This window comes from Isoptericola sp. 178, from assembly GCF_030586525.1.
Lineage (GTDB): Bacteria > Actinomycetota > Actinomycetes > Actinomycetales > Cellulomonadaceae > Isoptericola > Isoptericola sediminis.
On record NZ_JAUQYN010000001.1, the window covers coordinates 224,721 to 248,532 of the forward strand.

General features: G+C 74.3%; 26 protein-coding genes. 9 read left to right on the forward strand and 17 right to left on the reverse strand.

Features of this window, described 5'->3' with window-relative positions; translation table 11 throughout:
- Position 1 precedes the first annotated feature (1 nt).
- Positions 2–1,111 (reverse strand): MerR family transcriptional regulator, encoded by a 1,110-nt coding sequence (locus Q6349_RS00910; RefSeq protein ID WP_304602497.1) that lies wholly within the window; start codon positions 1,109–1,111, stop codon positions 2–4.
- Positions 1,112–1,313: 202 nt separating this feature from the next.
- On the opposite strand from Q6349_RS00910, the gene Q6349_RS00915 reads away from it, so the two are divergent.
- The gene (locus Q6349_RS00915; RefSeq protein ID WP_171246363.1) at positions 1,314–1,613 is read left to right on the forward strand and encodes a WhiB family transcriptional regulator; all 300 of its coding nucleotides are present in this window, start codon (positions 1,314–1,316) and stop codon (positions 1,611–1,613) included.
- Between the two features lie 149 nt (positions 1,614–1,762).
- Here the strand turns inward: Q6349_RS00915 and groES are convergent, their stop codons facing one another.
- Positions 1,763–2,059, reverse strand: a complete 297-nt coding sequence (gene groES, locus Q6349_RS00920; protein WP_172152756.1) for a co-chaperone GroES — start codon at positions 2,057–2,059, stop codon at positions 1,763–1,765.
- Between the two features lie 175 nt (positions 2,060–2,234).
- On the opposite strand from groES, the gene Q6349_RS00925 reads away from it, so the two are divergent.
- Together Q6349_RS00925 and Q6349_RS00930 are read left to right on the forward strand one after the other, a co-directional pair.
- Entirely contained in the window at positions 2,235–3,461 is a 1,227-nt protein-coding gene (locus tag Q6349_RS00925) for a class I SAM-dependent methyltransferase (RefSeq protein ID WP_304602498.1), read from the forward strand.
- Between the two features lie 46 nt (positions 3,462–3,507).
- The gene (locus Q6349_RS00930; RefSeq protein ID WP_304602499.1) at positions 3,508–4,665 is read left to right on the forward strand and encodes a glutamate--cysteine ligase; all 1,158 of its coding nucleotides are present in this window, start codon (positions 3,508–3,510) and stop codon (positions 4,663–4,665) included.
- A 10-nt stretch (positions 4,666–4,675) separates the two neighbouring features.
- Here Q6349_RS00930 and tsaD read toward each other — a convergent pair whose 3' ends face one another.
- A complete protein-coding gene (gene tsaD / locus Q6349_RS00935) occupies positions 4,676–5,719 on the reverse strand; it encodes a tRNA (adenosine(37)-N6)-threonylcarbamoyltransferase complex transferase subunit TsaD (RefSeq protein ID WP_304602500.1) in 1,044 nt (347 codons plus the stop codon).
- A 105-nt stretch (positions 5,720–5,824) separates the two neighbouring features.
- Between tsaD and Q6349_RS00940 the strand changes: the two genes are divergently transcribed.
- Positions 5,825–6,445: a malonic semialdehyde reductase gene (locus Q6349_RS00940; protein WP_304602501.1), complete on the forward strand. Its 621-nt coding sequence runs from the start codon at positions 5,825–5,827 to the stop codon at positions 6,443–6,445.
- A 100-nt stretch (positions 6,446–6,545) separates the two neighbouring features.
- Here Q6349_RS00940 and Q6349_RS00945 read toward each other — a convergent pair whose 3' ends face one another.
- Genes Q6349_RS00945 through Q6349_RS00970 form a run of 6 tightly spaced genes read right to left on the reverse strand, consistent with a single transcriptional unit; the run spans position 6,546 to position 11,518 of the window.
- Complete coding sequence (locus Q6349_RS00945) at positions 6,546–7,412, reverse strand: sulfurtransferase (RefSeq protein WP_304602502.1); 867 nt, start codon at positions 7,410–7,412, stop codon at positions 6,546–6,548.
- 8 nt (positions 7,413–7,420) lie between these two features.
- Positions 7,421–7,972, reverse strand: a complete 552-nt coding sequence (gene rimI, locus Q6349_RS00950; RefSeq protein ID WP_304602503.1) for a ribosomal protein S18-alanine N-acetyltransferase — start codon at positions 7,970–7,972, stop codon at positions 7,421–7,423.
- Entirely contained in the window at positions 7,969–8,700 is a 732-nt protein-coding gene (tsaB, locus tag Q6349_RS00955) for a tRNA (adenosine(37)-N6)-threonylcarbamoyltransferase complex dimerization subunit type 1 TsaB (RefSeq protein WP_171246370.1), read from the reverse strand. The genes rimI and tsaB overlap by 4 nt, the downstream gene beginning before the upstream one ends.
- A 26-nt stretch (positions 8,701–8,726) precedes the next feature.
- Positions 8,727–9,269: a tRNA (adenosine(37)-N6)-threonylcarbamoyltransferase complex ATPase subunit type 1 TsaE gene (tsaE, locus tag Q6349_RS00960; protein ID WP_304602504.1), complete on the reverse strand. Its 543-nt coding sequence runs from the start codon at positions 9,267–9,269 to the stop codon at positions 8,727–8,729.
- Positions 9,262–10,536, reverse strand: a complete 1,275-nt coding sequence (gene alr, locus Q6349_RS00965) for an alanine racemase (protein WP_304602505.1) — start codon at positions 10,534–10,536, stop codon at positions 9,262–9,264. The genes tsaE and alr overlap by 8 nt, the downstream gene beginning before the upstream one ends.
- A gap of 13 nt (positions 10,537–10,549) precedes the next feature.
- Positions 10,550–11,518, reverse strand: coding sequence for a pseudouridine synthase (locus tag Q6349_RS00970; RefSeq protein ID WP_304602506.1), 969 nt, complete (start codon positions 11,516–11,518; stop codon positions 10,550–10,552).
- A gap of 82 nt (positions 11,519–11,600) precedes the next feature.
- On the opposite strand from Q6349_RS00970, the gene Q6349_RS00975 reads away from it, so the two are divergent.
- Genes Q6349_RS00975 through Q6349_RS00985 form a run of 3 tightly spaced genes read left to right on the forward strand, consistent with a single transcriptional unit; the run spans position 11,601 to position 13,563 of the window.
- On the forward strand, positions 11,601–12,224 hold the full coding sequence (locus Q6349_RS00975; RefSeq protein WP_304602507.1) for a redoxin family protein: 624 nt from the start codon (positions 11,601–11,603) through the stop codon (positions 12,222–12,224).
- 5 nt (positions 12,225–12,229) lie between these two features.
- Entirely contained in the window at positions 12,230–13,072 is an 843-nt protein-coding gene (locus tag Q6349_RS00980; protein WP_304603073.1) for a cytochrome c biogenesis CcdA family protein, read from the forward strand.
- Between the two features lie 8 nt (positions 13,073–13,080).
- Complete coding sequence (locus tag Q6349_RS00985) at positions 13,081–13,563, forward strand: glutathione peroxidase (protein WP_304602508.1); 483 nt, start codon at positions 13,081–13,083, stop codon at positions 13,561–13,563.
- Here the strand turns inward: Q6349_RS00985 and Q6349_RS00990 are convergent.
- Positions 13,538–14,056: a GNAT family N-acetyltransferase gene (locus tag Q6349_RS00990; RefSeq protein WP_304603074.1), complete on the reverse strand. Its 519-nt coding sequence runs from the start codon at positions 14,054–14,056 to the stop codon at positions 13,538–13,540. The genes Q6349_RS00985 and Q6349_RS00990 overlap by 26 nt on opposite strands.
- A 5-nt stretch (positions 14,057–14,061) precedes the next feature.
- Positions 14,062–15,690: an NAD(P)H-hydrate dehydratase gene (locus Q6349_RS00995; RefSeq protein WP_304602509.1), complete on the reverse strand. Its 1,629-nt coding sequence runs from the start codon at positions 15,688–15,690 to the stop codon at positions 14,062–14,064.
- A gap of 96 nt (positions 15,691–15,786) precedes the next feature.
- Here Q6349_RS00995 and Q6349_RS01000 point away from each other — a divergent pair, with 96 nt between their 5' ends.
- The gene (locus tag Q6349_RS01000; protein WP_304602510.1) at positions 15,787–16,842 is read left to right on the forward strand and encodes a TIGR03560 family F420-dependent LLM class oxidoreductase; all 1,056 of its coding nucleotides are present in this window, start codon (positions 15,787–15,789) and stop codon (positions 16,840–16,842) included.
- 93 nt (positions 16,843–16,935) lie between these two features.
- On the opposite strand, the gene Q6349_RS01005 is transcribed toward Q6349_RS01000, so the two are convergent.
- From Q6349_RS01005 to glmS, 3 genes are all read right to left on the reverse strand, one after another.
- Positions 16,936–17,286, reverse strand: a complete 351-nt coding sequence (locus Q6349_RS01005; RefSeq protein ID WP_171246377.1) for a holo-ACP synthase — start codon at positions 17,284–17,286, stop codon at positions 16,936–16,938.
- Positions 17,283–17,636: a pyrophosphatase gene (locus tag Q6349_RS01010; protein ID WP_171246378.1), complete on the reverse strand. Its 354-nt coding sequence runs from the start codon at positions 17,634–17,636 to the stop codon at positions 17,283–17,285. Before Q6349_RS01010 ends, Q6349_RS01005 begins: the two co-directional genes overlap by 4 nt.
- 97 nt (positions 17,637–17,733) lie before the next feature.
- Positions 17,734–19,632, reverse strand: coding sequence for a glutamine--fructose-6-phosphate transaminase (isomerizing) (gene glmS, locus Q6349_RS01015; protein WP_171246379.1), 1,899 nt, complete (start codon positions 19,630–19,632; stop codon positions 17,734–17,736).
- 179 nt (positions 19,633–19,811) lie between these two features.
- Between glmS and coaA the strand changes: the two genes are divergently transcribed.
- Complete coding sequence (gene coaA, locus Q6349_RS01020) at positions 19,812–20,771, forward strand: type I pantothenate kinase (protein ID WP_304603075.1); 960 nt, start codon at positions 19,812–19,814, stop codon at positions 20,769–20,771.
- Here the strand turns inward: coaA and Q6349_RS01025 are convergent.
- The 3 genes from Q6349_RS01025 to glmM all read right to left on the reverse strand — a co-directional run bounded on the left by Q6349_RS01025 (position 20,757) and on the right by glmM (position 23,704).
- The gene (locus Q6349_RS01025) at positions 20,757–21,452 is read right to left on the reverse strand and encodes a DedA family protein (protein WP_304602511.1); all 696 of its coding nucleotides are present in this window, start codon (positions 21,450–21,452) and stop codon (positions 20,757–20,759) included. The two genes, coaA and Q6349_RS01025, sit on opposite strands and share 15 nt — an antisense overlap.
- A 195-nt stretch (positions 21,453–21,647) precedes the next feature.
- A complete protein-coding gene (locus Q6349_RS01030) occupies positions 21,648–22,343 on the reverse strand; it encodes a peptide deformylase (RefSeq protein WP_370375590.1) in 696 nt (231 codons plus the stop codon).
- A complete protein-coding gene (gene glmM / locus Q6349_RS01035; RefSeq protein ID WP_304602512.1) occupies positions 22,340–23,704 on the reverse strand; it encodes a phosphoglucosamine mutase in 1,365 nt (454 codons plus the stop codon). Before glmM ends, Q6349_RS01030 begins: the two co-directional genes overlap by 4 nt.
- Positions 23,705–23,812: the final 108 nt, after the last annotated feature.

Consider the following 23,812-nt stretch of genomic DNA (forward strand, 5'->3'; position numbering starts at 1 on the left):
GTCAGGCGCCGATGACCGCCAGGACCTCGTGCAGCAGGCCGGTGAAGGAGCGCACGCGCTGGACCTGGGCGGCCAGCGGCAGCTCGCTGGCGGCGTCGTCCCGTCGCAGCCCGACGAAGATCGGCAGCTCGGGGAACCCGTCGTGCACGGCGTGCACGACGTCGAGGTCCGGTCGACGCTGCCCGGTGGCCAGGACCAGCGCGGCGGGCCGCACCATCGTGACCAGCTCCAGGGACCGCCGGGCACTGGCCGGCCCGGTGACGATCCGCGCCGTCTTGCCCTTGGCCGTCAGCGCGGCGGCGAGGGCGTGCGCGGACAGCGGCACGGTCTCGTCGGGACCCGCGAAGATGAGCACGATGTTGCGCATCCGGCTGGGGTGGTTGGCCGGCGGCCCGCCGTTCTGGACCACGGACTGCTCGAAGGCCTCGGTGAAGGATCGCAGCGCCTGCAGCGCGGCCGTCGCGAGGACGATCTCGGGGACGGCGCCGGGCCCGGCCAGCACGGTCCGCTCGGCCACGCGGCTCCACGCCGGTTCGAGCAGCTGCGCCCACCAGGCGGCGGGGTCGCCGTGCGGCGGGATGCGCACCAGGTCGTCGCACCGCGCCTGGTCGTAGGCGAGCGCCGCGTCCACCACGGCGGAGACCCTGCCGGACGCCTGCTGCCCCTGCTGCGCGCCGGCGCCGCGGCCTCCCTGGCCGCCACCGGGCAGCGCCCGCAGGTGGGCCCGCCCTGCTCGGGCGGCGGAGTCCGCCGAGTCCGCGGACTCCTCGGCCTCGTCGGCGGCCGCGTCCTCGGGCGGGCTCGGCGGCGCGGACCGACGGGCCTCCTCGAGCTCGTCGACGTCCGCCTCGAGGGCGGCCTGGGCGGCGTCGACCGGGGCGACGCCCTCGAGCGTGAGCCGTCGCATGACGAGCAGCCGGGCGACGTCCTCGGGGGTGTAGCGCCGGTGGGAGCCGGCCGTGCGGTCCGAGGGGCCGAGACCGTAACGGCGGTCCCACGTGCGCAGCGTGGCGGGGGCCACGCCGAGGCGCCGCGCGACGGCCGCGACCGCGAGCCCGGGGCCGGACGGACGCGTAGCCCCGGCATCCTGGACGGGTCGCGAACGGGTCATGCGTCGATTCTGCCCAGGGGTTCCCGGGACCGCCACCGCGCCGGGTGGCCCGTCTCACCTTGAGTCCGAATCGATCATCGAACCTGGTCATGAAGCGATAGCAAGCGGTTCAGGCCCTGGTCACCCCTTTTCACCCACACCCACTTCAATCGGGTCGACCTGCTACTTGAACAACTTCTGCACAACTTGTAGGTTGTTCGCCATGACGGAGATCTCGCGGTTGCCAGGACCGGTTATGGAGTTGTGGGAGTGGCAGTACCAGGGGTCGTGCCGTGACGCGGACGACACCCTCTTCTTCCACCCCGAGGGTGAGCGCGGATCCACCCGCCGACGACGCGCGGAGGCCGCCAAGGCGATCTGCCGCAGCTGCCCGGTGATGATGGAGTGCCGCGAGCAGTCGCTGCGGGTCCGGGAGCCGTACGGCGTCTGGGGCGGCCTGAGCGAGGACGAGCGGTCGGCGATCCTCAGCGGTCGCGACCGCGAGCACAAGAAGGCGAGCTGAACCGACCTCGGTCGACGGCCGGTCGCACCCCCTCGCCCGCGCCCCCGTCCGAGCAGACGACGAGAGCCCCGCACCGGATCGGTGCGGGGCTCTCGTGCGGGGAGGGGGACCTGGCCGTCAGGCCAGGGCTCCCGCCCGGCGTCGCGGCGTCAGCCGACGACGACGGCGAGGATGTCGCGCGCGGACAGGACCAGGTAGTCCTCCCCGGCGTACTTGACCTCGGTGCCGCCGAACTTGCTGTAGATGACCTTGTCGCCGACCTTCACGTCGACCGGGACGCGCTCGCCCTTGTCGTTGAAGCGGCCGTCACCCACGGCCAGGACCTCGCCCTCCTGGGGCTTCTCCTTGGCGGTGTCCGGGATGACCAGGCCGGAAGCGGTCGTGGTCTCGGCCTCGACGGCCTTGACGACGATCCGGTCCTCGAGCGGCTTGATGGGGACCGACACGTCGGACCTCCTTGTTCGCGATGACTAGCGTTGACTGGGTCGCGCCCGGCCGCTGTCCGTCGTCGCGGGTGCCGGCACAGCGCGTGCGCTGGGACCAAATCTAGGCAGCCCTTAGCACTCTGACAAGTCGAGTGCCAGAAGCGGTCCCGTCGGGACGGCCTGAGAGCATGGACAGATGGACGTGGCCTCGCTCAGCAAGCTTCTCAGCCCCGAGGGCTGGACCCTGCTCAACGACCTCCCCCCGTACGAGGAGTCGCAGGCCATGGCCCTGGCGACGCGGATGCGCGCCGAGGGTGTCGATCCGGACCTCGCGGCCGCGGCCCTCACGCAGTCCCGGCTCCGCGCCCGTGCCCGGGCCAAGCTCGGCCCGTTCGCCGACGGGATGCTGTTCACGCCGGACGGGCTGGAGCAGGCGACCCGGCTGACCGTCGCCGCCGTGCACGCCCGCCGGTACCTGGCCGCGGAGGTGCACAAGGTCGCCGACCTGACCTGCGGTCTCGGCGCCGACGCCCTCGCCTTCGCGGGCGTGGGCCTGCAGGTGCTGGCCACCGACGTCGACGAGGTCACCGCCGCGCTGGCGACCGTGAACCTGCGAGCCTTTCCCGAGGCCGAGGTCCGCCACGGGGACGGGCTGGCGCTGGACCTGGTCGCCGAGGGCGTCGACGGGGTGTACGCCGACCCGGCCCGCCGGACGCGCGGCGGCCGGCGCGTGTTCGACCCGTCGGCCTGGGCCCCGCCGCTGGACGCCGTGTGGGGGCTGCGGGACCAGGTCCCCGCCGTCGGCATCAAGGTCGGCCCCGGCATCGGCCATCAGGGCCTGCCCGAGGACGCCGAGACCCAGTGGGTCTCCGTGGACGGCGACGTCGTCGAGGCCGGCCTGTGGTTCGGGCCGCTCGCGCCCGACGGCCCCGGACGCTCGGCCCTGATCCTGCGCACCGAGGACGGCGGCACCGTCTCGCGGCTCGTGCGTCCCGGCGCCGAGGGCGTCGACCTCGCCCCCGACGTCGGGGCGGTCGGCTCGTACCTGTACGAGCCGGACGGGGCCGTGGTCCGCGCCGGGCTCGTCGCGCACGCCGCCGCCGAGCTCGACGGCCGGCTGGTGGACCGGACCATCGCCTACGTCACCACCGACGCCCCGGCGGCGGCGCCTCCCCCGGGCACCGCGCCGCTGGCCACCGGCTACCGGGTGCTGGACGTCATGCCGTTCAACCTCAAACGGCTCAAGGCCTACCTGCGCGAACGGGGCGTCGGCCGGCTGACCGTGAAGAAACGCGGCACCGCCGTGACCCCCGAGCAGCTGCGGGCCCAGCTCTCCCTCCGGGGGGACGCCGAGGCCACGCTGGTGCTGACCCGCGTCGCCGGGCGTCAGCACGTCCTCGTGGTGGAGCCGCTGGGGGGCTGATCCCGGCCCCGTGGTGCACCGCCACCACGCGTGGAAGCATGGCTGCATGGTCCTGGAGTTCCAGCCCTCCCGGCGATCGAGCGTCGGCCTCGAGTGGGAGCTGGCGCTCGTCGACGCCGACTCCGGCATCCTGCGCCAGGTGGCCCCTGCCGTCATGGCCGAGCTCGGCCCCGACGCGCGGGCCCGGCACGTCAAGCCCGAGTTCCTGCGCAACACCGTGGAGATCGTCTCGGACGTGTGCGCCACCGTCCCCGGGGCGATCGCCGACCTCGAGAACGGGCTCGCCCGGGTCCAGGAGGTCATCCGCCCCATGCGGGCCGAGCTCATGGGTGCCGGCACCCACCCCTTCGCGCCCTGGTCGCAGCAGCAGGTGACCGACAAGGAGCGGTACGCCACCGTGGTCGACCGCGCCCAGGTCTGGGGCCGCCAGCAGGTGGTCTACGGCGTGCACATGCACGTCGGCGTCGAGGACCGGGCCAAGGTGCTGCCCATCCTGCGCTCGCTGCTGGTCCACGTCGCGCACCTGCAGGCGCTCTCGGCGTCGTCGCCGTACTGGGACGCCGCCGACACCGGCTACGCCTCGATGCGTGCGCTGCTGTTCCAGCAGCTGCCGACGGCGGGGCTGCCCTACCAGTTCACCGAGTGGAGCGAGCTGGAGCGGTACACCGCCGACATGCTCAAGACCGGCGTCATCGACGACTTCACCGAGGTCCGGTGGGACGTGCGGCCCGCCCCGCACTTCGGCACCGTCGAGGTCCGCATCTGCGACGGCACGTCCAACGTGACCGAGCTGGCCTCGCTCGCGGCCCTGGTGCACTGCCTGGTCGAGCACTTCTCCACGCTGCTCGACGAGGGCCGGCCGCTGCCCACGATGCCCCGCTGGTACGTGCACGAGAACAAGTGGCGCGCGGCCCGGTACGGCATGGACGCCATCATCATCCTGGACGCCGACGGGAACGAGGAGCTCCTCACCGACGCGCTGCCCCGGCTGCTCGAGGAGCTGGCCCCCGTGGCCGAACGTCTCGGCTGCGCCCCGGAGCTCGACCGGATCCGGGACATCGTCCGCCACGGCGCCTCCTACCAGCGCCAGCGCGCCGTGGCCGCGGCGCACGGCGGTGGCCAGACCGGGCTCGAGGCCGTGGTGCGCTCCCTGGTGGCCGAGCTGCACGCCGGCCACCCGCTGACGCCGTCCGCCGCGGAGTGACCCGCGGCCGCTAGACCGTGATGGTCGTCAGCGGCATCGAGGAGTCCACCCCGATGTCCAGGTCCGACGGCGGCAGCCCCGCCCGCACGACGGCGGAGCCCAGCGCGGCGATCATCGCCCCGTTGTCGGTGCAGTAGCGGATCGGGGGGATGCGCAGGTCGATCCCCGCCGCGGCGCATCGCTCGGCCGCCATGTCCCGCAGCTGGCTGTTGGCAGAGAACCCGCCGCCGATGATGAGGGTCCCGACGTCGTGGGCACGGCAGGCCGCGATGGTCTTGGCGGTGAGCACGTCCGCGACGGCGGCGGCGAAGGAGGCCGCGACGTCGGCCACGGGGACCTCCTTGCCGGCGTCCTGCCGGGCCTCGACCCAGCGGGCGACGGCCGTCTTGAGGCCGGAGAAGCTGAAGTCGTAGGCGTGCTTGGCCTGGTCCTTCGGCGCCGTCAGGCCGCGGGGGAACCGGATCGCCTCCGGGTCGCCCTCGCGCGCGAGCCGGTCGATGTGCGGGCCGCCCGGGTAGGGCAGCCCGAGCAGCCGCCCGACCTTGTCGAAGGCCTCCCCCGCGGCATCGTCGAGCGTCGAGCCGAGCTCGGTGACGTCCGTGGCGATGTCGTCGACGAGCAGCAGCGAGCTGTGGCCGCCGGAGACGACGAGCGCCATCGACCGCTCGGTGAACGGCCCGTCGACGAGCTGGTTCACCGCGGCGTGCCCGATGACGTGGTTGACGCCGTACAGCGGCTTGCCGAGACCGATCGAGAGCGCCTTGGCCGCGCTGGCACCGATCGTCAGCGGGCCCACCAGGCCCGGGCCGGCGGTGACCGCGACGGCGTCGATCTCCGACAGGTCGACGTCGGCCTCGCCGAGCGCCCGCCGGATCGTGGGGGTCATCGCCTCGAGGTGGGCACGGCTGGCCACCTCCGGGATGATGCCGCCGTAGCGGGCGTGCTCGTCCATGGAGCTCGCCACGGCGTCGAACAGGAGCTCGTCTCCGCGCACCAGAGCGACACCGGTCTCGTCGCAGGACGTCTCGATGCCGAGGACCAGGGGATCAGCCATGGCCCACATTCTGTCACCACCGCCGGCCCCTCTCCGGAACCGTCGTGACCAACGCCACGCCGGCCGCCAGGAATCATGCGAACGCATGGACGGTTCCCCACGGACATGACCGACACCCTGCTCGAGACCGCCCCCCTCGCCGTCGACGAGGCGTCCGCCGACCGCCTCTTCCGTCACGCCCGCTCCACCTCGCAGTGGACCGGCGCCGAGGTCACCGACGCTCAGCTGCAGGCCGCCTGGGACCTGGCCAAGCTCGGTCCGACCGCGATGAACACCCTGCCCCTGCGCCTGCTGGTCGTGCGCAGCCCCGAGGCGAAGCAGCGGCTGGTCGAGCACATGGGCGGCGGCAACAAGGCGAAGGTCGAGGCCGCGCCGGTCTCCCTCGTCCTGGCCGCCGACCCGGCGTTCCACGAGCACCTCGACGAGCTCTTCCCGGTCTACCCCGGGATCCGCGAGCAGCTCGCCCCCGCGGCAGAGGTCCGCGAGCAGATGGCGCGCAAGAACGCCCTGCTGCAGGCCGGGTACCTGATCGTCGCGCTGCGCGCCGCCGGTCTCGCGGCCGGGCCCATGGACGGCATGGACGCCGACGGCATCGACCGGGAGTTCTTCGCGGAGTCCGGCTGGCGGTCGCTGATGGTCGTCAACGTCGGCGAGGCCGACGGCGAGGGCTCGCCGCACCCCCGCGGGCCGCGCCTCGACCTGGGGCAGGTCTCCCGCACCCTCTGAGACCGCCCTCTGCTGTGGGTATGAGATCGGCAGCCCCGGACAGGTTCGGGGCTGCCGATCTCATACCCACAGCGTTGTCGCGGGTGCTGGGAGCCCTGCGTCAGGAGACGGCGACCGGGCGGCCCGGGTCGTTCGACCACTGGGACCAGGACCCCGGGTAGAGGGCCGCCGGCACGCCGATCGACGCCAGGGCGGCGATCTCGTGCGCCGCGGTCACCCCGGACCCGCAGTAGACGCCCACCGTCGCGTCCGGCCTCACCCCGAGGGAGGTGAACCGGGCACGCAGCTCCGCCTCGCTGCGGAAGGCGCCCTCGTCGTCCAGGTTCTCCGTCGTCGGCGCCGAGACGGCGCCCGGGACGTGGCCCGCCTGCGGGTCGACGGGTTCGACCTCGCCGCGGTACCGCTCGGCGGCCCGGGCGTCGAGGAGCACACCCGAGGTCGCCAGGTCCGCCGCGTCGTCGGCGTCCAGCACCGGCATGCCCCCGGGGTGCGCCACCATGTCGCCGGGCACCCGGCGGGTGATCCCGACCTCGAGGGGGTGGCCCGCCCGGCGCCACGCCTCGAGCCCGCCGTCGAGGATGCGCACGGCGTCGTGACCGAACCAGCGCAGCAGCCACCACGCCCGGGCGGCGGAGGTGCCGCCCACCTCGTCGTACACCACGACGCGGGAGTCGGAGCAGACACCCCACCCCCGGGCGGACTCCTGGAACTCCGCGGCGGACGGCAGCGGGTGCCGTCCGGCCTCCGGCGACGGCACCGCGGCGAGCTCGGCCTCGAGGTCCACGTAGACCGCACCCGGCAGGTGACCGGCCTCGTAGCGGTCCAGACCGTCGGTCCGGCCCAGCGCCCAACGCACGTCCAGCAGCAACGGCGCACCGCCGAACGGGTCCTGCAGGCCGCCGAGCTGCAGGTCGGCGGCGACCGTGTCCGCGTCGACGAGCACCCGGTCACGTGCCGGGGACGTCACCCGGCGCGTCACGCGGCACCGCCGGCACCGGTCGTCGCCCGCGTGCCCGGCGAGGGGTCCTCGGGGACCGACAGGTCCAGACGCATCGTGTAGGCGTCCGTGCCCTCCGGCTGGTAGTAGCGCTTGCGGAGGCCGAGCTGCTCGAACCCGAACTGCCCGTAGAGCGCGAGCGCGCTGTCGTTGTCCACGGCGACCTCGAGCAGCAGCGCCTCGGCACGCAGCTGTCGCGACCGGTCCACGAGAGCCTGCAGGAGTCGCCGGCCCACGCCGCGCCCCTGGTACTCACGGGCCGTGCCGATGGTCATCACCTGGGCGACGTCACCGTCGAACCACAACCCGGCGTACCCGACCACGGGACGTCGACCCGGCCCGAGCCCCACGGCGTCCGGACCGTCGAGCTCCGCCACGACGTACCAGCGCCCGAGCCCGGCCAGCTCGTCGGCCAGCATGCCGTACGTCCACGCCCCCGGTCCGAACAGCTCGTGCTCGAGCTGGAGGACCCGGTCGAAGTCGCTGCTCACCAGCGGCCGCAGCCGCACCGACACGGGACGGTCCGTCATGCCGCTCCCCCGGTGGCGCGCTTGGCCCCGGCCGGCTCCTGCACGTCCGGACGGCGCAGGTACAGCGGCTCGGTCGGCTGGTCGACGCCCTCGGCCCGACGGGCCAGGGCCAGCCGGGCGAGCACGGTCGCGTCCGGCAGGACGGGGGCGTCCTCGTCGGCCACCAGGTGGTCCGGGTAGAGACCCGCACCCTCGCCCACGACGGCGAGCCGGGCGCCGTCCGCCGTCGGCGGGTCGAGCTGGGAGGCCGCCACGTCGGCCGCCCGGCCGACCTCCGGACCGCGCTCCACCGCGACGACCGGCACACCGTGCGGACCTTCGTGCGCCACGACGCGGTACCGGGCCCAGTAGACCTCCTTGCGCCGCGCGTCGGTGGCCACGAGCACCTCGTCGCCGGGGTCGAGGCCGAGGTCGGCGACGGCCTCCACCGCGAGCGCGTCGATGCTCGGCACGCCGAGGACGTCGATCCCCAGGCTCAGCGCCAGCGTGCGGGCCGTGACCAGCCCGACGCGCAGACCGGTGAACGGTGCGGGTCCGGTGCCACCGACGACGGCCGTCAGGTCGGTGCGCTCGAGCCCCGCCGCGGCCAGGGCGTCGGCGATGAGGGGGGCGAGGGACTCGGCGTGCCGTCGGCGCTCGTCGGCGTTGCGGACGGCGAGGCGGCCACCGTCGTCGTCGACCACGGCGACGGAGACGGCGGCGGAGGTGTCGATCGCGAGAACAGCCACGGGACCAGCCTACGGCGAGCGGGGGGTCAGCTCGGGCGCGGGCGCGGCACCAGGCGGGTGAGGTCGACGCCGGCCCAGCGGGGGCCCACGGCGCGCACCGTCGCGCGCCGGACACCGGCCTCGGGGTGCTCCGGGTCCACCTCGCCGCCGCGAGGCCGCTGCAGGTCGACCTCGAGACGGTCCTCGGTGAGGGTCTCGGCCAGCCCGCGGCCCCACTCGACGACGGTCACCGACTCGTCGAGGGAGGAGTCCAGGTCCAGGGCGTCCAGCTCGTCCAACCCGCTCAGCCGGTAGGCGTCCACGTGCACCAGCGCCGGACCGGTCGTGCCGTCCTGGCGCCGCAGCGGCGGGTGCTCCCGGGCGACGATGAACGTCGGGGACGCGATCTGCCCCCGCACGTTCAGCGCCCGGCCCAGGCCCTGGGTGAGGGTGGTCTTGCCCGCTCCGAGGTCACCGGTGAGGATCACCAGGTCCCCGGCGCGGAGCAGGCCGGACAGGGCTCCGCCCAGCGCCCGGGCGTCCGCGGCACCCGGCAGCTCCAGCTCCACCTGCGCGACGACGTCACTCACGGCTCTGCCTCTCTCCTTCGGGGTCGTCTCCGGTCGGGGCCGGCGCGGGCGTGCCGATCGCGCCCGTCCCGGCCGCGGGGACGTACACGCGGGGCACGCGCGGCGCCAGCCGCGTCACGATCTCATAGCTGATGGTCCCGGCGGCCTCGGCCCAGTCCTGGGCGTTCGGCAGCGGCGACCCGTGCGCCACCCCGTCCGAGGCGCCGAACAGGGTCACCAGGTCGCCGGCGCGTTCGGTGGCACCGGGCCCGAGGTCCAGGACGAACTGGTCCATGCAGACCCGCCCCGCCACCCGCAGCACGCGGGCGGTGGCCCCGTCGCCGACGGCCACGGGCGCTCCCGGGCTGCCGGCACCGCCGGAGCCGTGCCGGGGGACGCCGTCACCGTACCCCAGCGGGACGAGCCCGACGGTCGTGTCCTGCGTCGTGGTGTAGGTGTGACCGTAGGAGACGCCCTCGCCGGCGGCCACCTGCTTGACGTTGGCCAGCCGCGACTCGAGAGTCATCGCCGGCCGCAGCCCGAACCGTCCCGGCGGGCCGACGCCCGGGCCGGGCGAGTTGCCGTACACGGAGATCCCGGGGCGGACGAGGTCGTGATGCAGGTCCGGGCGGGTCAGGGTCGCCGCGGAGTTCGCCAGGTGCCGCACCTCGGGGCGCAGCCCGGCCCGTGCGACCTGCGCCAGCGCTCCGTCGAACGCCGCGCCCTGGCGGTCGATCGACGGGTGTCCGGGTTCGTCCGCGCAGGCCAGGTGGGAGAACACACCGACGACCCGCAGCTCGCCCGACGCCTCGAGCTCGGCGGCCCGGCGGACCACCGCCGGCAGGTCGCGCATCGCGACACCGTTGCGGGACAGCCCCGTGTCGACCTTGACGTGCACCCGGGCGGTCCGCCCGGCCGCGCGCGCCCCGGCCGCGACCTCCTCGAGCGCCCACGGCGCCGCCACGGTCACGTCCACGTCCGCGGTGATCAGCTCGGCGAACGGCGCCCCGGGCACGAGCAGCCAGACCAGCACGCGAACGTCGGTGTCGAGCCCCGCCCGCAGGGCGATCGCCTCCTCGGCGGTCGCCACACCCAGCCACGTCGCCCCGCCGGCCAGCGCGGCGCGGGCCGCCGGGAGCATCCCGTGTCCGTAGCCGTCGGCCTTGACGACCGCCATGAGGTCCGCCGACGGCGCGTGGCCGCGCAGCGCGCGGACGTTGTCGCGGATCGCGTCGAGGTCGACGATCGCGCGGGCAGGGGTGCCGTCGGCGAAGGCGGGAGTCGTCACGGTGGCGATTCTCTCACTGGCCCGTGGGCCAGTCGCCCAGCCGACGGCGGGAGGTGAACGTGCGCCGCTCCCCGGTCAGCGGGTCGTCGAACCTCAGCGAGCGGGCCAGCAGCTGCAAGGGTTCACCGCGGTCGTCCGCGCCGTCGTCGGCCCCGGCCCGCAGCACGGGCCAGAACGGGTCGTGCCGGATCGGCAGCCCCAGACCGGCCATGTGCAGCCGGAGCTGGTGCGTCTTGCCGGTGTGCGGCTCGAGGCGGTACAGCCCCAGCCCTCGCCGCTCGTCGCGGTCCACCAGGTCGATCCACGACTCGGCGTTGGGCTCGCCGGGCACCTCCTCGGCGCGCACGACGCCGCGGCGCTTGACGATGCGCGAGCGGACCGTGCGCGGGAACCCGGTGCCGTCGGACCCGTCCGGCAGCGGGGCGACGGCCTCGTACACCTTGCGGGCGCGCCGCTCCTGGAAGACGAGCTGGTAGGGCCCGCGGACCTCGGGCCGGACCGTCAGCACCAGCACACCCGCTGTCGGGCGGTCGAGGCGGTGGGCGGGGACGAGGTCCGGCAGGTCCAGCTCGCGCCGCAGCCGCGTCAGCACCGTCTGGGTGACCCAGCGGCCGCGCGGCATGGTGGCGACCCGGTGCGGCTTGTCGACCACCAGCAGGTTCTCGTCCCGGTGGAGCACCTCGAGGTCCGCGAGCGCCGGCACGGCGGGTTCGTCGGCCGGCGGGTCCCGGTACAGGTAGAGGAACCCCCGCGGTTCGTAGGGGGTGTCCCGCGTGACGGGTGTGCCGTCCCCCGTGACGACCTCGCCCGCGGCCAGCTTGTCCCGCAGCCGGTCGGCGTCGTCGGGGAACCGCGCCAGCAGGTACCCGGCGGCCGTGGCGTACCGCGCCACGGCGGCGGCGTCGTGCGGCAGCACGAGCCGGGTGGGGTTCAGGCCGTCCCGCACCGGCAGGGGCGGGACGTGCTTGCGCGGGGACGGCATGGCACCCATTCTCGCGCGCCGTCATGACCCCGTAAGGCGCCGGACCCTGGGCAGGGGCACGGCCCCGGCACAGACTGGGGGCATGCGAACGACACGAGGTGCGGCGACGGCCGCCGTGACCCTGACCCTCCTGCTCGCGGCGGGGTGCGCCGCCGAGGAGGACACCTCGGCGGGCGGGGCGTCGACCACCACCGAGATGTCGGAGGGGTCGGCAGACGCGGAGATGTCCGGTCCCGAGGACGACGCAGCGGCCGAGGAGGAGATGTCGGAGGGCGAGGACGCCGGCGACATGGCGTCGGGCGATGCCGCGCCGGTGTACGACTTCTCGGCCACCACGCTCGAGGGCGGGACGTTCGAGGGCAGCGAGCTGGCCGGGGCGCCGGCGGTGCTGTGGTTCTGGGCACCGTGGTGCCCGACCTGCATCGGCCAGATCCCCACCGTCACCGGCCTCGCCGAGGAGTACGACGGCGAGGTCGCGGTGGTCGGCGTGGGCGGCCTGGACGACGCCGAGACGATCCGTGAGATGGCCGAGAACGACATCGCCGGGCCGACCCACCTCGTCGACGACGCCGGTGAGGTCTGGCAGCACTTCGGCATGACCCAGCAGTCGACGTTCGTCGTCCTGGACGCCGAGGGCGAGGTCGTCCTCGAGGGTCAGGTGCCGGGCTCCGAGCTCGAGTCCGTCGTCGCCGAGCTCGCGGGTTGAGCGTCGTGCTCGACGGGGCGTTCGCGCTCGCGCTCGGGGCCGGGCTGGTCGCGGCCGTGAACCCGTGCGGGTTCGCGCTGCTGCCCGCCTATCTCGCGACGCTGGTCCGGCCCGACGACGGCCGGGCCGCCGCCGTCGGCCGTGCGCTGCGCTCGACCGCGGCGCTCACCCTCGGGTTCGTCGCGGTGTTCGGCGCCTTCGGGCTGGTCGTCGCCCCGGTCGCCAGCTCGGTCCAGCGCTGGCTGCCCGTGTTCACCCTGGTGCTCGGGGTCGTGCTCGCCGCGGCGGGGGTCTGGGTCCTGACGGGGCGCGGGCTGCCGGGTCTGCGACTGCTGCGCACCGGGTCCGGGCGGCCGCTCACGGACCGGTGGTGGTCCGTCGTCGGGTTCGGGGCCTCCTACGCCCTGGCGTCGCTCACCTGCACGATCGCCCCGTTCCTCGCCGTGGTCGTGACGGCCTTCCGCGCCGGGTCGGTGGCAGAGGGTGTGGCCCTGTTCGCCACCTATGCGGCCGGCATGGCCCTGCTCGTCGGCACGGCCGCCGTCGTCGTCGCCGTGGCCGGTGCCGGAGTGGTCTCCCGCGCCCGGGGGGCGGGACCGGTGCTCGCCCGGGTCGGGGGCGGGATCCTCGTCGTCGCGGGGCTGTACGTCGCCTGGTACGGGTTCTGGGAGCTGCGCGTGCTGCACGCCGGGGCCGGCACGGACCCGGTGGTCGAGGGTGCCGCCGCCGTCCAGCGGTGGCTGGCCTCGGCGGCGGAGGGGCTCGGCTGGGTCGGGCTGCTCGTCGTCCTCCTCGTGGTGCTGGCCTCGGTGGGGGGCCTGACCTGGTGGCGCCGGCACCGGGCATGATGGGGCCCATGGACCTCTACGACATCCCCTTCGACCGGATGGACGGCAGCACCGCGACCCTGGCCGAGCACCGCGAGGACGTGGTGATGGTCGTCAACGTCGCCTCGCGCTGCGGCCTGACCCCCCAGTACACGGCCCTGGAGCAGCTGCAGCAGAAGTACGCCGACCGCGGCTTCACGGTCGTCGGGTTCCCCAGCAACCAGTTCTTCCAGGAGCTGTCCAGCGACGAGAAGATCGCCGCGTTCTGCTCCGCCACCTACGGGGTGACGTTCCCGGTGGTCTCCAAGGTCAAGGTCAACGGCCGGAAGGCCCACCCCCTGTACCAGGAGCTGACGAAGACCCCGGACGTGGGCGGCCACGACGGCCGCATCCGCTGGAACTTCGAGAAGTTCCTCGTGCTGCCCGGGGGCGAGGTGCGCCGCTACGCCCCCCAGACCGTGCCGGACGACCCCGAGATCGTCGAGGTCATCGAGGCCCACCTCCCGCGCTGATCCCGCAGGGGCCGGGCAGGTCGGCCGCCAGCAGCACGCCGACACCGCCGGCGAACCGCACGCCGTGCAGCACCGGGGCGCGCACCACCTCGTGGAAACCCCAGCGCCGGTGCAGCGCGAGCGACGCGGTGTTGCGGGCGTTGGCCAGGTAGAACACCCGGGCGGCCCGGCCCGCGAGCCAGTCCATCCGGGTGGCGGTCAACGCCGTCCCGACGCCGCGGCGCCGCCAGGCCGGGGTCACGGTCACCCCGCCCAGGTAGTGCCCGGCCGGCGCGACGCCGTCCGTCCAGCGGAACAGGTGGGTCTTGGCCCAGCCGATCACGGCCCCCTCCGCCTCGGCGACCAGGACGAGACGTTCCGGGTCGGGCACCGCCGCGCGGACGCCGTCGAGCAGCTCGGCACGACCGGCCGCCTCCTGGACCTCCTCGATCGCCGGCACGTCGCCCTCGTGGGCCGGGCGGACGGTCACCGCTGCGACCGAGTCCGCGGTCATCTCGGTCACCGGAGCCCGAGCAGCGTGGACACCGTGCCCGGCACGGCCTCGGCGACGTCCAGGGCGGCGACGGGGCCGCCGGGGTTGGCGCGTTCGGCGGCGAACCCGTGGACCAGCGCGGCCGCAGCCGCGACCTCGGCGGCGAGCGCCGGCCCCTCGACGACGTCGGTCGCGCGCGCGGCGAGCATCGTGCCCAGGATCCCCGCGAGCACGTCCCCGGCACCGGCCGTGGCGAGCCATCCCGGGGCGTCCGCCTGGGCCCAGGCGCCCTCGGTGCCGGCGACGACCGTCACCCCGCCCTTGAGCAGCACCGTGGCCCCGGTGAGCTCGTGGGCGCGTCGCGCCCAGCGCAGCGGCGCCGCCTCGACGTCGTCCCGGTGGACGTCCTCCCCCCGGGACCGCAGCAGACCCGCGAGCTCACCGGCGTGCGGGGTGAGGACGAACCACGGCGGGCTGGACTCCCCCAGCAGCGGCAGACCGCCCGCGTCGACGACGGCGGGCACCGGTCCGTACGGCATCCCCGGCAGGTCGCCCCGTGCCACCGCGAGGGCGCCCCGGCCGCGGTCGTGCTGCCCGTCGTCCGCCGGGTCGTCGCGGTCGCGCGTGGTGGGGACACCGGGCCCGACCACCCACGCCTGGACACGCCCCGTGGCGGTGACGACCTCGGGACGCGCCGCGAGGACCGCCCGGGCCACGGCGTCGGAGCCGCGGTAGCGCACCATCCCCGTGCCGGTGCGCACCGCGGCGGAGGCCGCGAGCACCGCGGCACCCGGGTACGTGGCGGTGCCGGCGACGAGCCCGACGAGCCCGCGGGTGTACTTGTGGTCGGACGGGCCGGGGACCGGCCAGGAGACGGCGACGTCGGCGGCCTCCAGGCGGCGCACCGCCGGCGGACCGACGGGCTCGAGGCCGATGTCGACCACGGTGACCTCGCCGACCACCCGGGCGGCGGGTGGCAGCAGCAGACCGGGTTTGGCGACGCCGAAGGTGACCGTGCGGTCCGCCGCCAGCACCGGTCCGGGCAGCGTGCCGTCGTCCACCCCGATCCCGGAGGGGAGGTCGACCGCGACCACCCACGGCCGCCGCTCCCGCTCTCGACCAGCCCCTGGTGCTGTGGGTATGAGATCTGCAGGATCGGAACGTTCCGATCCTGCAGATCTCATACCCACAGCGAGGCGGGAGACGAGAGCCGTGACGAGGTCGGCAGCCGTCCCGCGCAGGGCCCCGCGGGCACCGATGCCGAGCAGCCCGTCGAGCACGACGTCGGCGGCCGACACCTCGGCCGCCACCGCCGGGGCGCGGTCGGGTGCCGCGGCCAGCTCGACGACGCGTCCCCCGGCGCCGCGCAGCGCGGCGAGCCCCTCGCTGTGGACCCGCTCGGCGGTCAGCACCGCCGTCACCGCGACGCCTCGCCGGGCCAGCACGGCGCCCGCGTGCAGCGTGTCGCCACCGTTGTTCCCGGCACCGACCAACAGGGCGGCCCGCGCCCCGCGGACGTGCCGCCGTCGGGCCCGCAGGTCCGCAAGGACCTGCGTCGCCAGGGCGAAGGAGGCGCGCTCCATCAGGGGCGTACCCGCCGCGAGGAGCGGCTCCTCGGCGGCACGGACGTCGTCGGCGGACCACGCGGAGATCATGCCGTCGATCATGCCGTCTCCCCCGGTCGACTCGCAGCGGCGCCACGCGACGGTGCCGGACGGCGCCCGGCTCGGTGGAGGAATAGGCTCGGCGGCATGCGATTCGGACTCTTCATCCCGCAGGGCTGGCGGATGTCGCTCACGGACGTCCCGCCGGAGCAGCACTGGGAGACGATGCTCTCCCTCCTCCACTACGCCGACAACGCCGCCGCGGGCGAGGCGGTCCCGGGGGGTGAGTTCGCCTGGGAGTCGGTCTGGGTCTACGACCACTTCCACACGGTGCCGGTGCCCAGCACGGAGGCCACCCACGAGGCCTGGTCGCTGATGTCGGCCTTCGCGGCGGCCTCCCAGCGGGTGCGCCTGGGCCAGATGTGCACCTGCATGGCCTATCGCGAGCCCACCTACCTGGCGAAGGTCGCCTCCACCGTGGACGCGATCTCGGGCGGCCGGGTCGAGATGGGCATCGGCGCCGGCTGGTACGAGCACGAGTGGCGGGCCTACGGCTACGGCTTCCCGTCGGCCGGCGAGCGCCTGCGCGCGCTCGACGAGGGCGTGCAGATCATGGCGAACATGTGGCGCACCGGCTCCTCCGGCACCTTCGAGGGCGAGCGCTACCAGGTCGACGGCGCCCTGTGCTACCCGCAGCCGCTGCAGAAGCTGCCCGTCGGTGACGGCGGCGCCGAGGTCCCGAGCATCCCGTTGTGGATCGCGGGCGGCGGGGAGAAGAAGACGCTGCGCACCGCCGCGAAGTACGCGCAGTACACGAACTTCTCGGGCGAGCCGGAGGCCTTCGACCACAAGTCCCGGATCCTGGAGCAGCACTGCGCCGACGTCGGCACCGACTTCGGGGCGATCACCCTCTCGGCCAACTACAACGTGGTGATCGGCGAGAACCAGGCCGAGATCGACGACAAGCTGGCCTGGGTCGAGTCCCACTTCTCGCGGTACGCCCCCGGCGAGCCCGGGGAGCGGGAGATCGCCAACTGGCGCAACGGCCCGCTGGTCGGCACCCCGGAGCAGATCGTCGAGACGCTCCAGGACCTGAAGTCGCGCGGCATGACGTACGCGATCACGTACTTCGCCAACGCCGTCGGGGACCGCGACCAGATCGAGCTGTTCCAGCGGCAGGTCGTCCCGGCGCTCCAGGACTGATCCCCCGCCCTCGCCCTCTCCGCCGAACATGCCCGGGCCGCCCGTCGGCTTCGCCGGACGGACACCGGCGGCATGGTCGGCGGGGCGGGGAGGTCAGTCCTCGGCGACCACCATCGCCGAGGAGATCCCGGCGTCGTGCGAGATCGACAGGTGCCAGCGCCGGATCCCCAGCTCGTCGGCCCGGGCCTGCACCGAGCCGCGCAGCTCGACCTGCGGCGGCCCGCCGACCACCCGGTGCACGGTCGCGTCGTGCCAGTGCATGGTGCCCGGGGCGCCGAGGGCCTTGGCGATGGCCTCCTTGGCCGCGAACCGCGCCGCCAGGGACGACGCCGGCAGGTCGCGCTCGGCCTCCGTGAACAGCTTCTCCCGCAGCCGCGGGGTCCGCTCCAACGTGGCCATGAACCTCTCGACGTCCACGACGTCGATCCCCACCCCGATGATCACCGGCGCACACCCTCCTCGTCCTGCGGCTCCACCAGGTGCCGCCAGCGGAACCACTTGCGCTGCACCTCGGCGTCGAGGTCGACGTCGAACCGGCGCGCCACGAGCAGCAGCATCCCGAGGACGTCGGCCAGCTCCGCGCGGAAGGCCGCGTCGACCGCGGCCGCGTCCTCGCCCCGGTCGCGCGAGCGCCCCGAACGCGCCAGGTAGGCCTGGGTCAGCTCCCCGACCTCCTCGTGGAGCTTGAGGACGAGCCAGTCGTCCGAGCGCGGCACGTCGAACACGCGCTCGTAGACCCGCGAGATGATCTCGATCTCGTCCGCGAGCCCTGCGAGGGTCCGTGCGTCGCCCATGGTGCCGATCATGCCCTCCCGGCGGCCGGTCCGGCGAGAGCAGGCCGGACGGCGCGGTGCTCGGCGGGACGGCGCGTCCGCCCCGCCGGCACCCGCGTCACTCGACCGTGACCGACTTGGCCAGGTTGCGGGGCTGGTCCACGTCCAGGCCCTTGGCGCCGGCGAGCGCCATCGCGAAGATCTGCAGCGGCACCACGGCCAGCAGCGGCTGCAGCAGCGACGGGGCCTGCGGGATCCAGAAGATCTCGTCGGCGTACTTGCGCACCTCGTCGTCGCCGTCCTCGGCGATCACCAGCGTGCGCGCGCCGCGCGCCCGGATCTCCTGGATGTTGGAGACCACCTTGGAGTGCAGCTGGTCGCGGCCCCGCGGCGACGGCACGACGACGAAGACCGGCTGACCCTCGTCGATGAGCGCGATGGGGCCGTGCTTGAGCTCGCCGGCCGCGAACCCCTCGGCGTGGATGTAGGCGAGCTCCTTGAGCTTGAGCGCCCCCTCCATCGCCACGGGGTAGCCGACGTGCCGGCCGAGGAACAGGACCTTGTCGGCGGCCTCCATCGAGCGTGCGGTGGCCCGCACGTACTCGCCGCGCTCGATGACCGTCTGCACCTTGCGGGACATGTCGCGCAGCTCGTCGAAGAGCTGGGCGACCTCGTCGGGGAACTTGTTGCCGCGCAGCTGGGCCAGGTACAGCCCGAGGATGTAGGCCGCGGTGATCTGCGCCAGGAACGCCTTGGTCGAGGCGACGGCGATCTCCGGGCCGGCGTGCGTGTACAGCACGGCGTCGGACTCGCGCGGGATCGTCGAGCCGTTCGTGTTGACGATGGCGAGCACCTTGGCACCCTGCTCGCGGGCGTGCCGGACGGCCATCAGGGTGTCCATCGTCTCGCCGGACTGCGAGATCGCGACCACCAGGGTGCGCTCGTCGACGATCGGGTCGCGGTAGCGGAACTCGTGGGCGAGCTCGACCTCCACCGGGATGCGGCACCAGTGCTCGATGGCGTACTTGGCGACGTGGCCGGCGTACGCGGCCGTCCCGCAGGCGATGACGATGATCTTGTCGACGCTGCGCAGCACGGCCTCGTCGATGCGCAGGTCGTCGAGGATGATGCGGCCCGCCGCGTCCGTGCGGCCGAGCAGCGTGTCGGCGACGGCGTGCGGCTGGTCGTGGATCTCCTTGTCCATGAAGGAGTCGAAGCCGCCCTTCTCGGCGGCGGCCGCGTCCCAGTCGACGGTGAACCGCTTGCCCTCGGCGGGGTTCCCCGCGAAGTCGGTGACGGTCACCGCGTCCGGGGTGATCGTGACGATCTGGTCCTGCCCCAGCTCGAGGGCCTCCTTGGTGTGCTCCACGAACGCGGCGACGTCGGAGCCGAGGAAGTTCTCGCCCTCCCCGAGCCCGACCACGAGCGGCGAGTCGTGCCGCGCCCCAACGACCGTCGTGGGGTCGTCGGCGTGCACGGCGAGCAGCGTGAAGGTGCCGTCGAGCTGCCGGGCCGTGGCCGCCATCGCGGCGGTGAGGTCCCCGGTCGTGCGGTACTCGCGGGCCAGGAGCTGCGCGGCGACCTCGGTGTCGGTCTCGGAGAGGAACTCGACGCCGCTCGCCGTGAGCGCCTGCCGCAGGGCGCTGAAGTTCTCGATGATGCCGTTGTGGATGACGGCGAGCCGGTCGCCGTCGGCCAGGTGCGGGTGGGCGTTGGTGTCGGTGGGGCCACCGTGCGTGGCCCACCGCGTGTGCCCGATCGCGGCGGTCGCGGGGGGCAGGGGGTGCAGGGCGATCTCGCCGACCAGGTTGTCGAGCTTGCCGGACTTCTTGGCGAAAGCCGCCACGTCCCGCCCGGGGCCCACCAGCGCGACCCCGGCGGAGTCGTAGCCCCGGTACTCGAGCCGCTTCAGCCCGGCGAGGGCGACTTCCAGCGGGCGCTCGTTCGCGCCCAGGTCTCCGGCGACGGCGTCCGCTCCTGCAGAGCGCGCCCCGGCGTATCCGACGATGCCACACATGCCGCGGAGTCTACCCGCGCACCCGGTCCGCGCCGGTGCCCGCGGGACCCGGACGAGACCCGGCGGCGGCACCTGCCGGGGGCCGGATTGTCGGCATCGCCCCCGTCTCGGGCAGAATCGTTCCTGTGACCTTCGCGAGCCAGTCCAGCCCGGCGGGCGCCCCGGTTCCGCCGCACCCGCTGAGCGAGCACCTGTCCCGGTTCGCCCCCGTCTCGCCGTACGTCGACTTCGACCGGGCGGCGTGGAGCCGGCTGTCCGAGCAGACGCCGCTGCCGCTCACCGACGAGGACGTCGAGCGGTTGCGGGGCCTCGACGACCCGATCGACCTGGCCGAGGTCGACGCCATCTACCGGCCGCTGTCCCGGCTGCTCAACCTGTACGTCACGGCGACCGGCGGGCTGCACCGGGCGACGTCGACCTTCCTCGGCGAGGACCCGCCCCGTACCCCGTACGTGATCGGTGTCGCGGGGTCGGTCGCGGTGGGCAAGTCGACGACGGCACGCGTGCTGCGCGAGATGATGGCGCGCTGGCCCGAGACGCCGCACGTCGAGCTGATCACCACCGACGGGTTCCTCTACCCGAACGCCGAGCTGGAGCGGCGCGGTCTCATGACCCGCAAGGGGTTCCCCGAGTCCTACGACCGCCGTGCGCTCATCCGGTTCCTGTCCCGGATCAAGGCGGGGCAGGCCGAGGTGCGCGCCCCGGTGTACTCCCACGTGACCTACGACATCGTGCCGGGCGAGCGGACCGTCGTGCGCCGCCCCGACGTGCTCATCGTCGAGGGCCTCAACGTGCTGCAGCCGGCACGGTACTCCTCGATCGACGAGTCGACCGTCGCGGTCAGCGACTTCTTCGACTTCTCGATCTACGTCGACGCCCGCACCCGCACGATCCGCCAGTGGTACGTGGACCGCTTCCTCAAGCTGCGCCGCACGGCGTTCAGCCGACCCGAGTCCTACTTCCGCCGCTACGCCGAGCTGTCGGACGCCGAGGCGACGCAGCGGGCGCTGCACATCTGGGAGACGATCAACGCCGTCAACCTCGAGCAGAACGTCCTGCCGACCCGCAGCCGCGCCACGCTCGTCATGAGCAAGGGTGCGGACCACTCGGTCCAGCGGGTCCGGCTACGCAAGCTCTGAGTCGTCGGCGCCGACGCCGACCTCCTGCGGCAGCGGCGCCTGCTCGCGCATCTCCTCCAGCACCTCTTCGCGCGGGGTGAAGAGCTGGACGACCCGGTCGACGAGGAGGCCGAGCAGCCCGCCGCCGACGACCCCGACCGCCATGGCCAGCAGCGGGTCGTGCCCGAGCACGCCCGCCGCGGCGACGCCGATGAGGGTCGAGTAGGCCGACCAGAGCACCGCGGCGATGCCGGAGAAGGTCATGAACCGGCGCTGCGGGTAGCCGACGGCGCCGGCCGTCATGTTGACCGCGACGCGGCCCACGGGGATGTAGCGGGCGGCGATGATGAACACCGCGCCCCGACGGGCCAGCGCCCGGCGCGCCCACGAGACGGCCTTCCGTCCGCGGCGGGAACGCAGCATGCCGATCCGGTCGGTGCCGACCCGTCGGCCGAGGACGTAGGCGAGGTTGTCGCCGCACCAGGCGCCGATGCCGGCGATGGGGATGATCAGCCACAGCCAGGGCAGGCCGGTGGCCTGGGCGGAGATCACGAGGGTGACGAGGACCGACTCGCTGGGCACCGGGGGGAAGAAGCCGTCGATGAAGGCCGACGCGAACATGGCCGGGTAGATCCACACCGACGCGGCGATCTCGAGGATCCATCCCTCGATCTGCCCCAGCAGCGTCGTCAGTCCTGGCACGCGATCCCTCGGTTCGTCGGCCGGGCGGCCCCGGTGTCCCGTGGCACCGTCCGGTGCCCGGGAACCAGCGTAGGGGGCCCGGCGGGCCGGGGCCGTCCCCCGACGCCCTCGGGAGCGCTCGCGCCACGAACGTTCACAGGGGATTCACGGACCCGTCCCGCGACCTCGACGAGCAGCCCCGCGGGGCGGGCCCCCTCACCGGTCGGGCAGCTCGAACCCGAGCGCCCGCGCGGCGCGACCGGGGTCCGGGTCCGCGCCGAAGTGCCGCAGCAGGTTCTCGGTCGTGGCCAGCGACCGCGTCTCGGCCCGGTCGAGGTAGAGCCGGCCGGCGAGGTGGTCGGTCTCGTGCTGCACGATGCGCGCCGGCCAGCCGGACAGGACCTCCTGCACGGGTGCGCCGTGCTCGTCGCGGCACGTCAGCCGGACGTGCCGGGGCCGCGCCACGACCGCCTGCCAGCCGTCCACGGACAGGCATCCCTCGTAGAACGCGGCGTCCCCGGCGTCGGTGCCGTCCGGCGCCGGGGCGTCCTCGCCCACGGGCTCGTAGCGCGGGTTCACCAGCACGCGGTACGGCAGCGGCCCCCGGTCGCGCGGGTCGTCGGGGACCCCGGCGTCCTCGCAGACCGCGATCGCCAGCCCGATGCCGATCTGCGGGGCGGCGAGGCCGACGCCCGGTGCGGCGTGCATGGTGCGGCGCATCGCCTCCAGCAGCCGCGGCAGGACGTCGCCGAGCTGACCGGTGTAGGGCGCCGCCGTGCGGCGCAGCACCGGGTCCCCGGCCTGGACGACCGGCAGCACGCCGGGCCGCTCGGGCTGCCGGTCGGCCACGTCGAGCAGGTCGGCGACGGCCGCGGCGAGCTCCGGCACGACGGGGCCCGGCCAGCCGGTCACAGGGCGAGCTGCTCCCGCACCACGGCGGCGAGCCGTTCCGCGACGCCGTCCGCCTGCGCCTGGCTGGCGGCCTCGACCATGACCCGGACGACCGGCTCGGTGCCCGAGGGGCGCAGCAGGACACGGCCCGTCTCGCCGAGGACCGCCTCGGAGGCCGCCACGGCCTCGACCACGCGCTCGTCGGTGCTCGCGCGGGTCTTGTCGACGTCCTTGACGTTGATCAGCGTCTGCGGCAGCCGCGGGATCTCGCCCGCGAGGTCGGCCAGGCGCTTGCCGGAGGCCTTGACGCGTGCGGCCAGGTGCAGGGCGGTGAGCACGCCGTCACCGGTCGTGGCGTGCTCGGCCAGGATAATGTGCCCCGACTGCTCACCACCGAGGCCGAAACCGCCCGCGCGCATGTCCTCCAGCACGTAGCGGTCGCCGACGGCGGTCTGGCGCGTGGTGATCCCGGCGTCACGCATGGCCAGCAGCAGGCCGAGGTTGCTCATCACGGTGACCACGAGGGTGTCGTGCGGCAGATGCCCGTCCTCGCGCAGCGACTTGGCCAGGATGCCGAGGATCTGGTCCCCGTCGACGAGCACACCGCCGTGGTCGACGGCCAGGCAGCGGTCGGCGTCGCCGTCGAAGGCCACGCCGAAGTCGGCCTCGGCGGCCACGACCACGGCCTGCAGCTGCTCGGGGTGCGTCGAGCCGGCCTTCTCGTTGATGTTGCGGCCGTCGGGGCTGGCGTTGATGACCACGACGTCGGCCCCGGCCTCGCGCAGGGCCTCGGGGCCGACCTGGCTGGCGGCGCCGTTGGCGGCGTCCACGGCGATGCGCAGGCCGTCCAGCGGCCGGTGGTCGGGCGTCGTGCCGATGCTGGCCGTCACGTGGTCGACGTACTCGCGGGTCGCCAGGCCGGCGTCGGTCCGCATCCGGCCGACGTCGGCTCCGGTGGGCCGCACCCGGCTGGTGCCCAGGAGCGCCTCGATCTCGTCCTCGACGCCGTCGTCCAGCTTCCGTCCCCCGCGGGCGAAGAACTTGATGCCGTTGTCCGGCATCGGGTTGTGGGAGGCGGAGACCATGACGCCGAGGTCGGCCTGCATGGCGCTGACGAGGTAGGCGAGCGCGGGGGTCGGGACCACGCCGAGGTCGACGACGTCGACGCCCGACCCGGCGAGCCCGGCCGAGACCGCGGCCGACAGGAACTCGCCCGAGGCGCGCGGGTCCCGCCCGACGACCGCCTTGGGGCGGTGCCCGACGGTGTCGGTGCGCCGGCCGAGCACGTCGGCGGCCGCGCTGCCCAGGTCGAGCGCGAGCTCGACGGTCACGTCACGGTTGGCCAGGCCACGGACACCGTCCGTGCCGAAAAGTCGTCCCATCAGTCCTCCTTGGACACCCGGTCGATCCTAGTCGGCGTGGCGGGGTCCGCCGCGCCGGTCCCGGTGACGAGGGGTCGCCGGGCACGCGAACGGCCCCGTCGGGCGGAC

Bases quoted from the DNA above. Each gene is read 5' to 3' on its own strand.
- Q6349_RS00910 (WP_304602497.1), bottom strand. From the start codon at position 1,111: ATGACCCGTTCGCGACCCGTCCAGGATGCCGGGGCTACGCGTCCGTCC.
- Q6349_RS00915 (WP_171246363.1), top strand. From the start codon at position 1,314: ATGACGGAGATCTCGCGGTTGCCAGGACCGGTTATGGAGTTGTGGGAG.
- Q6349_RS00925 (WP_304602498.1), top strand. From the start codon at position 2,235: ATGGACGTGGCCTCGCTCAGCAAGCTTCTCAGCCCCGAGGGCTGGACC.
- Q6349_RS00930 (WP_304602499.1), top strand. From the start codon at position 3,508: ATGGTCCTGGAGTTCCAGCCCTCCCGGCGATCGAGCGTCGGCCTCGAG.
- tsaD (WP_304602500.1), bottom strand. From the start codon at position 5,719: ATGGCTGATCCCCTGGTCCTCGGCATCGAGACGTCCTGCGACGAGACC.
- Q6349_RS00940 (WP_304602501.1), top strand. From the start codon at position 5,825: ATGACCGACACCCTGCTCGAGACCGCCCCCCTCGCCGTCGACGAGGCG.
- rimI (WP_304602503.1), bottom strand. From the start codon at position 7,972: ATGACGGACCGTCCCGTGTCGGTGCGGCTGCGGCCGCTGGTGAGCAGC.
- Q6349_RS00970 (WP_304602506.1), bottom strand. From the start codon at position 11,518: ATGCCGTCCCCGCGCAAGCACGTCCCGCCCCTGCCGGTGCGGGACGGC.
- Q6349_RS00975 (WP_304602507.1), top strand. From the start codon at position 11,601: ATGCGAACGACACGAGGTGCGGCGACGGCCGCCGTGACCCTGACCCTC.
- Q6349_RS00985 (WP_304602508.1), top strand. From the start codon at position 13,081: ATGGACCTCTACGACATCCCCTTCGACCGGATGGACGGCAGCACCGCG.
- Q6349_RS00990 (WP_304603074.1), bottom strand. From the start codon at position 14,056: ATGACCGCGGACTCGGTCGCAGCGGTGACCGTCCGCCCGGCCCACGAG.
- Q6349_RS00995 (WP_304602509.1), bottom strand. From the start codon at position 15,690: ATGATCTCCGCGTGGTCCGCCGACGACGTCCGTGCCGCCGAGGAGCCG.
- Q6349_RS01000 (WP_304602510.1), top strand. From the start codon at position 15,787: ATGCGATTCGGACTCTTCATCCCGCAGGGCTGGCGGATGTCGCTCACG.
- Q6349_RS01010 (WP_171246378.1), bottom strand. From the start codon at position 17,636: ATGGGCGACGCACGGACCCTCGCAGGGCTCGCGGACGAGATCGAGATC.
- glmS (WP_171246379.1), bottom strand. From the start codon at position 19,632: ATGTGTGGCATCGTCGGATACGCCGGGGCGCGCTCTGCAGGAGCGGAC.
- glmM (WP_304602512.1), bottom strand. From the start codon at position 23,704: ATGGGACGACTTTTCGGCACGGACGGTGTCCGTGGCCTGGCCAACCGT.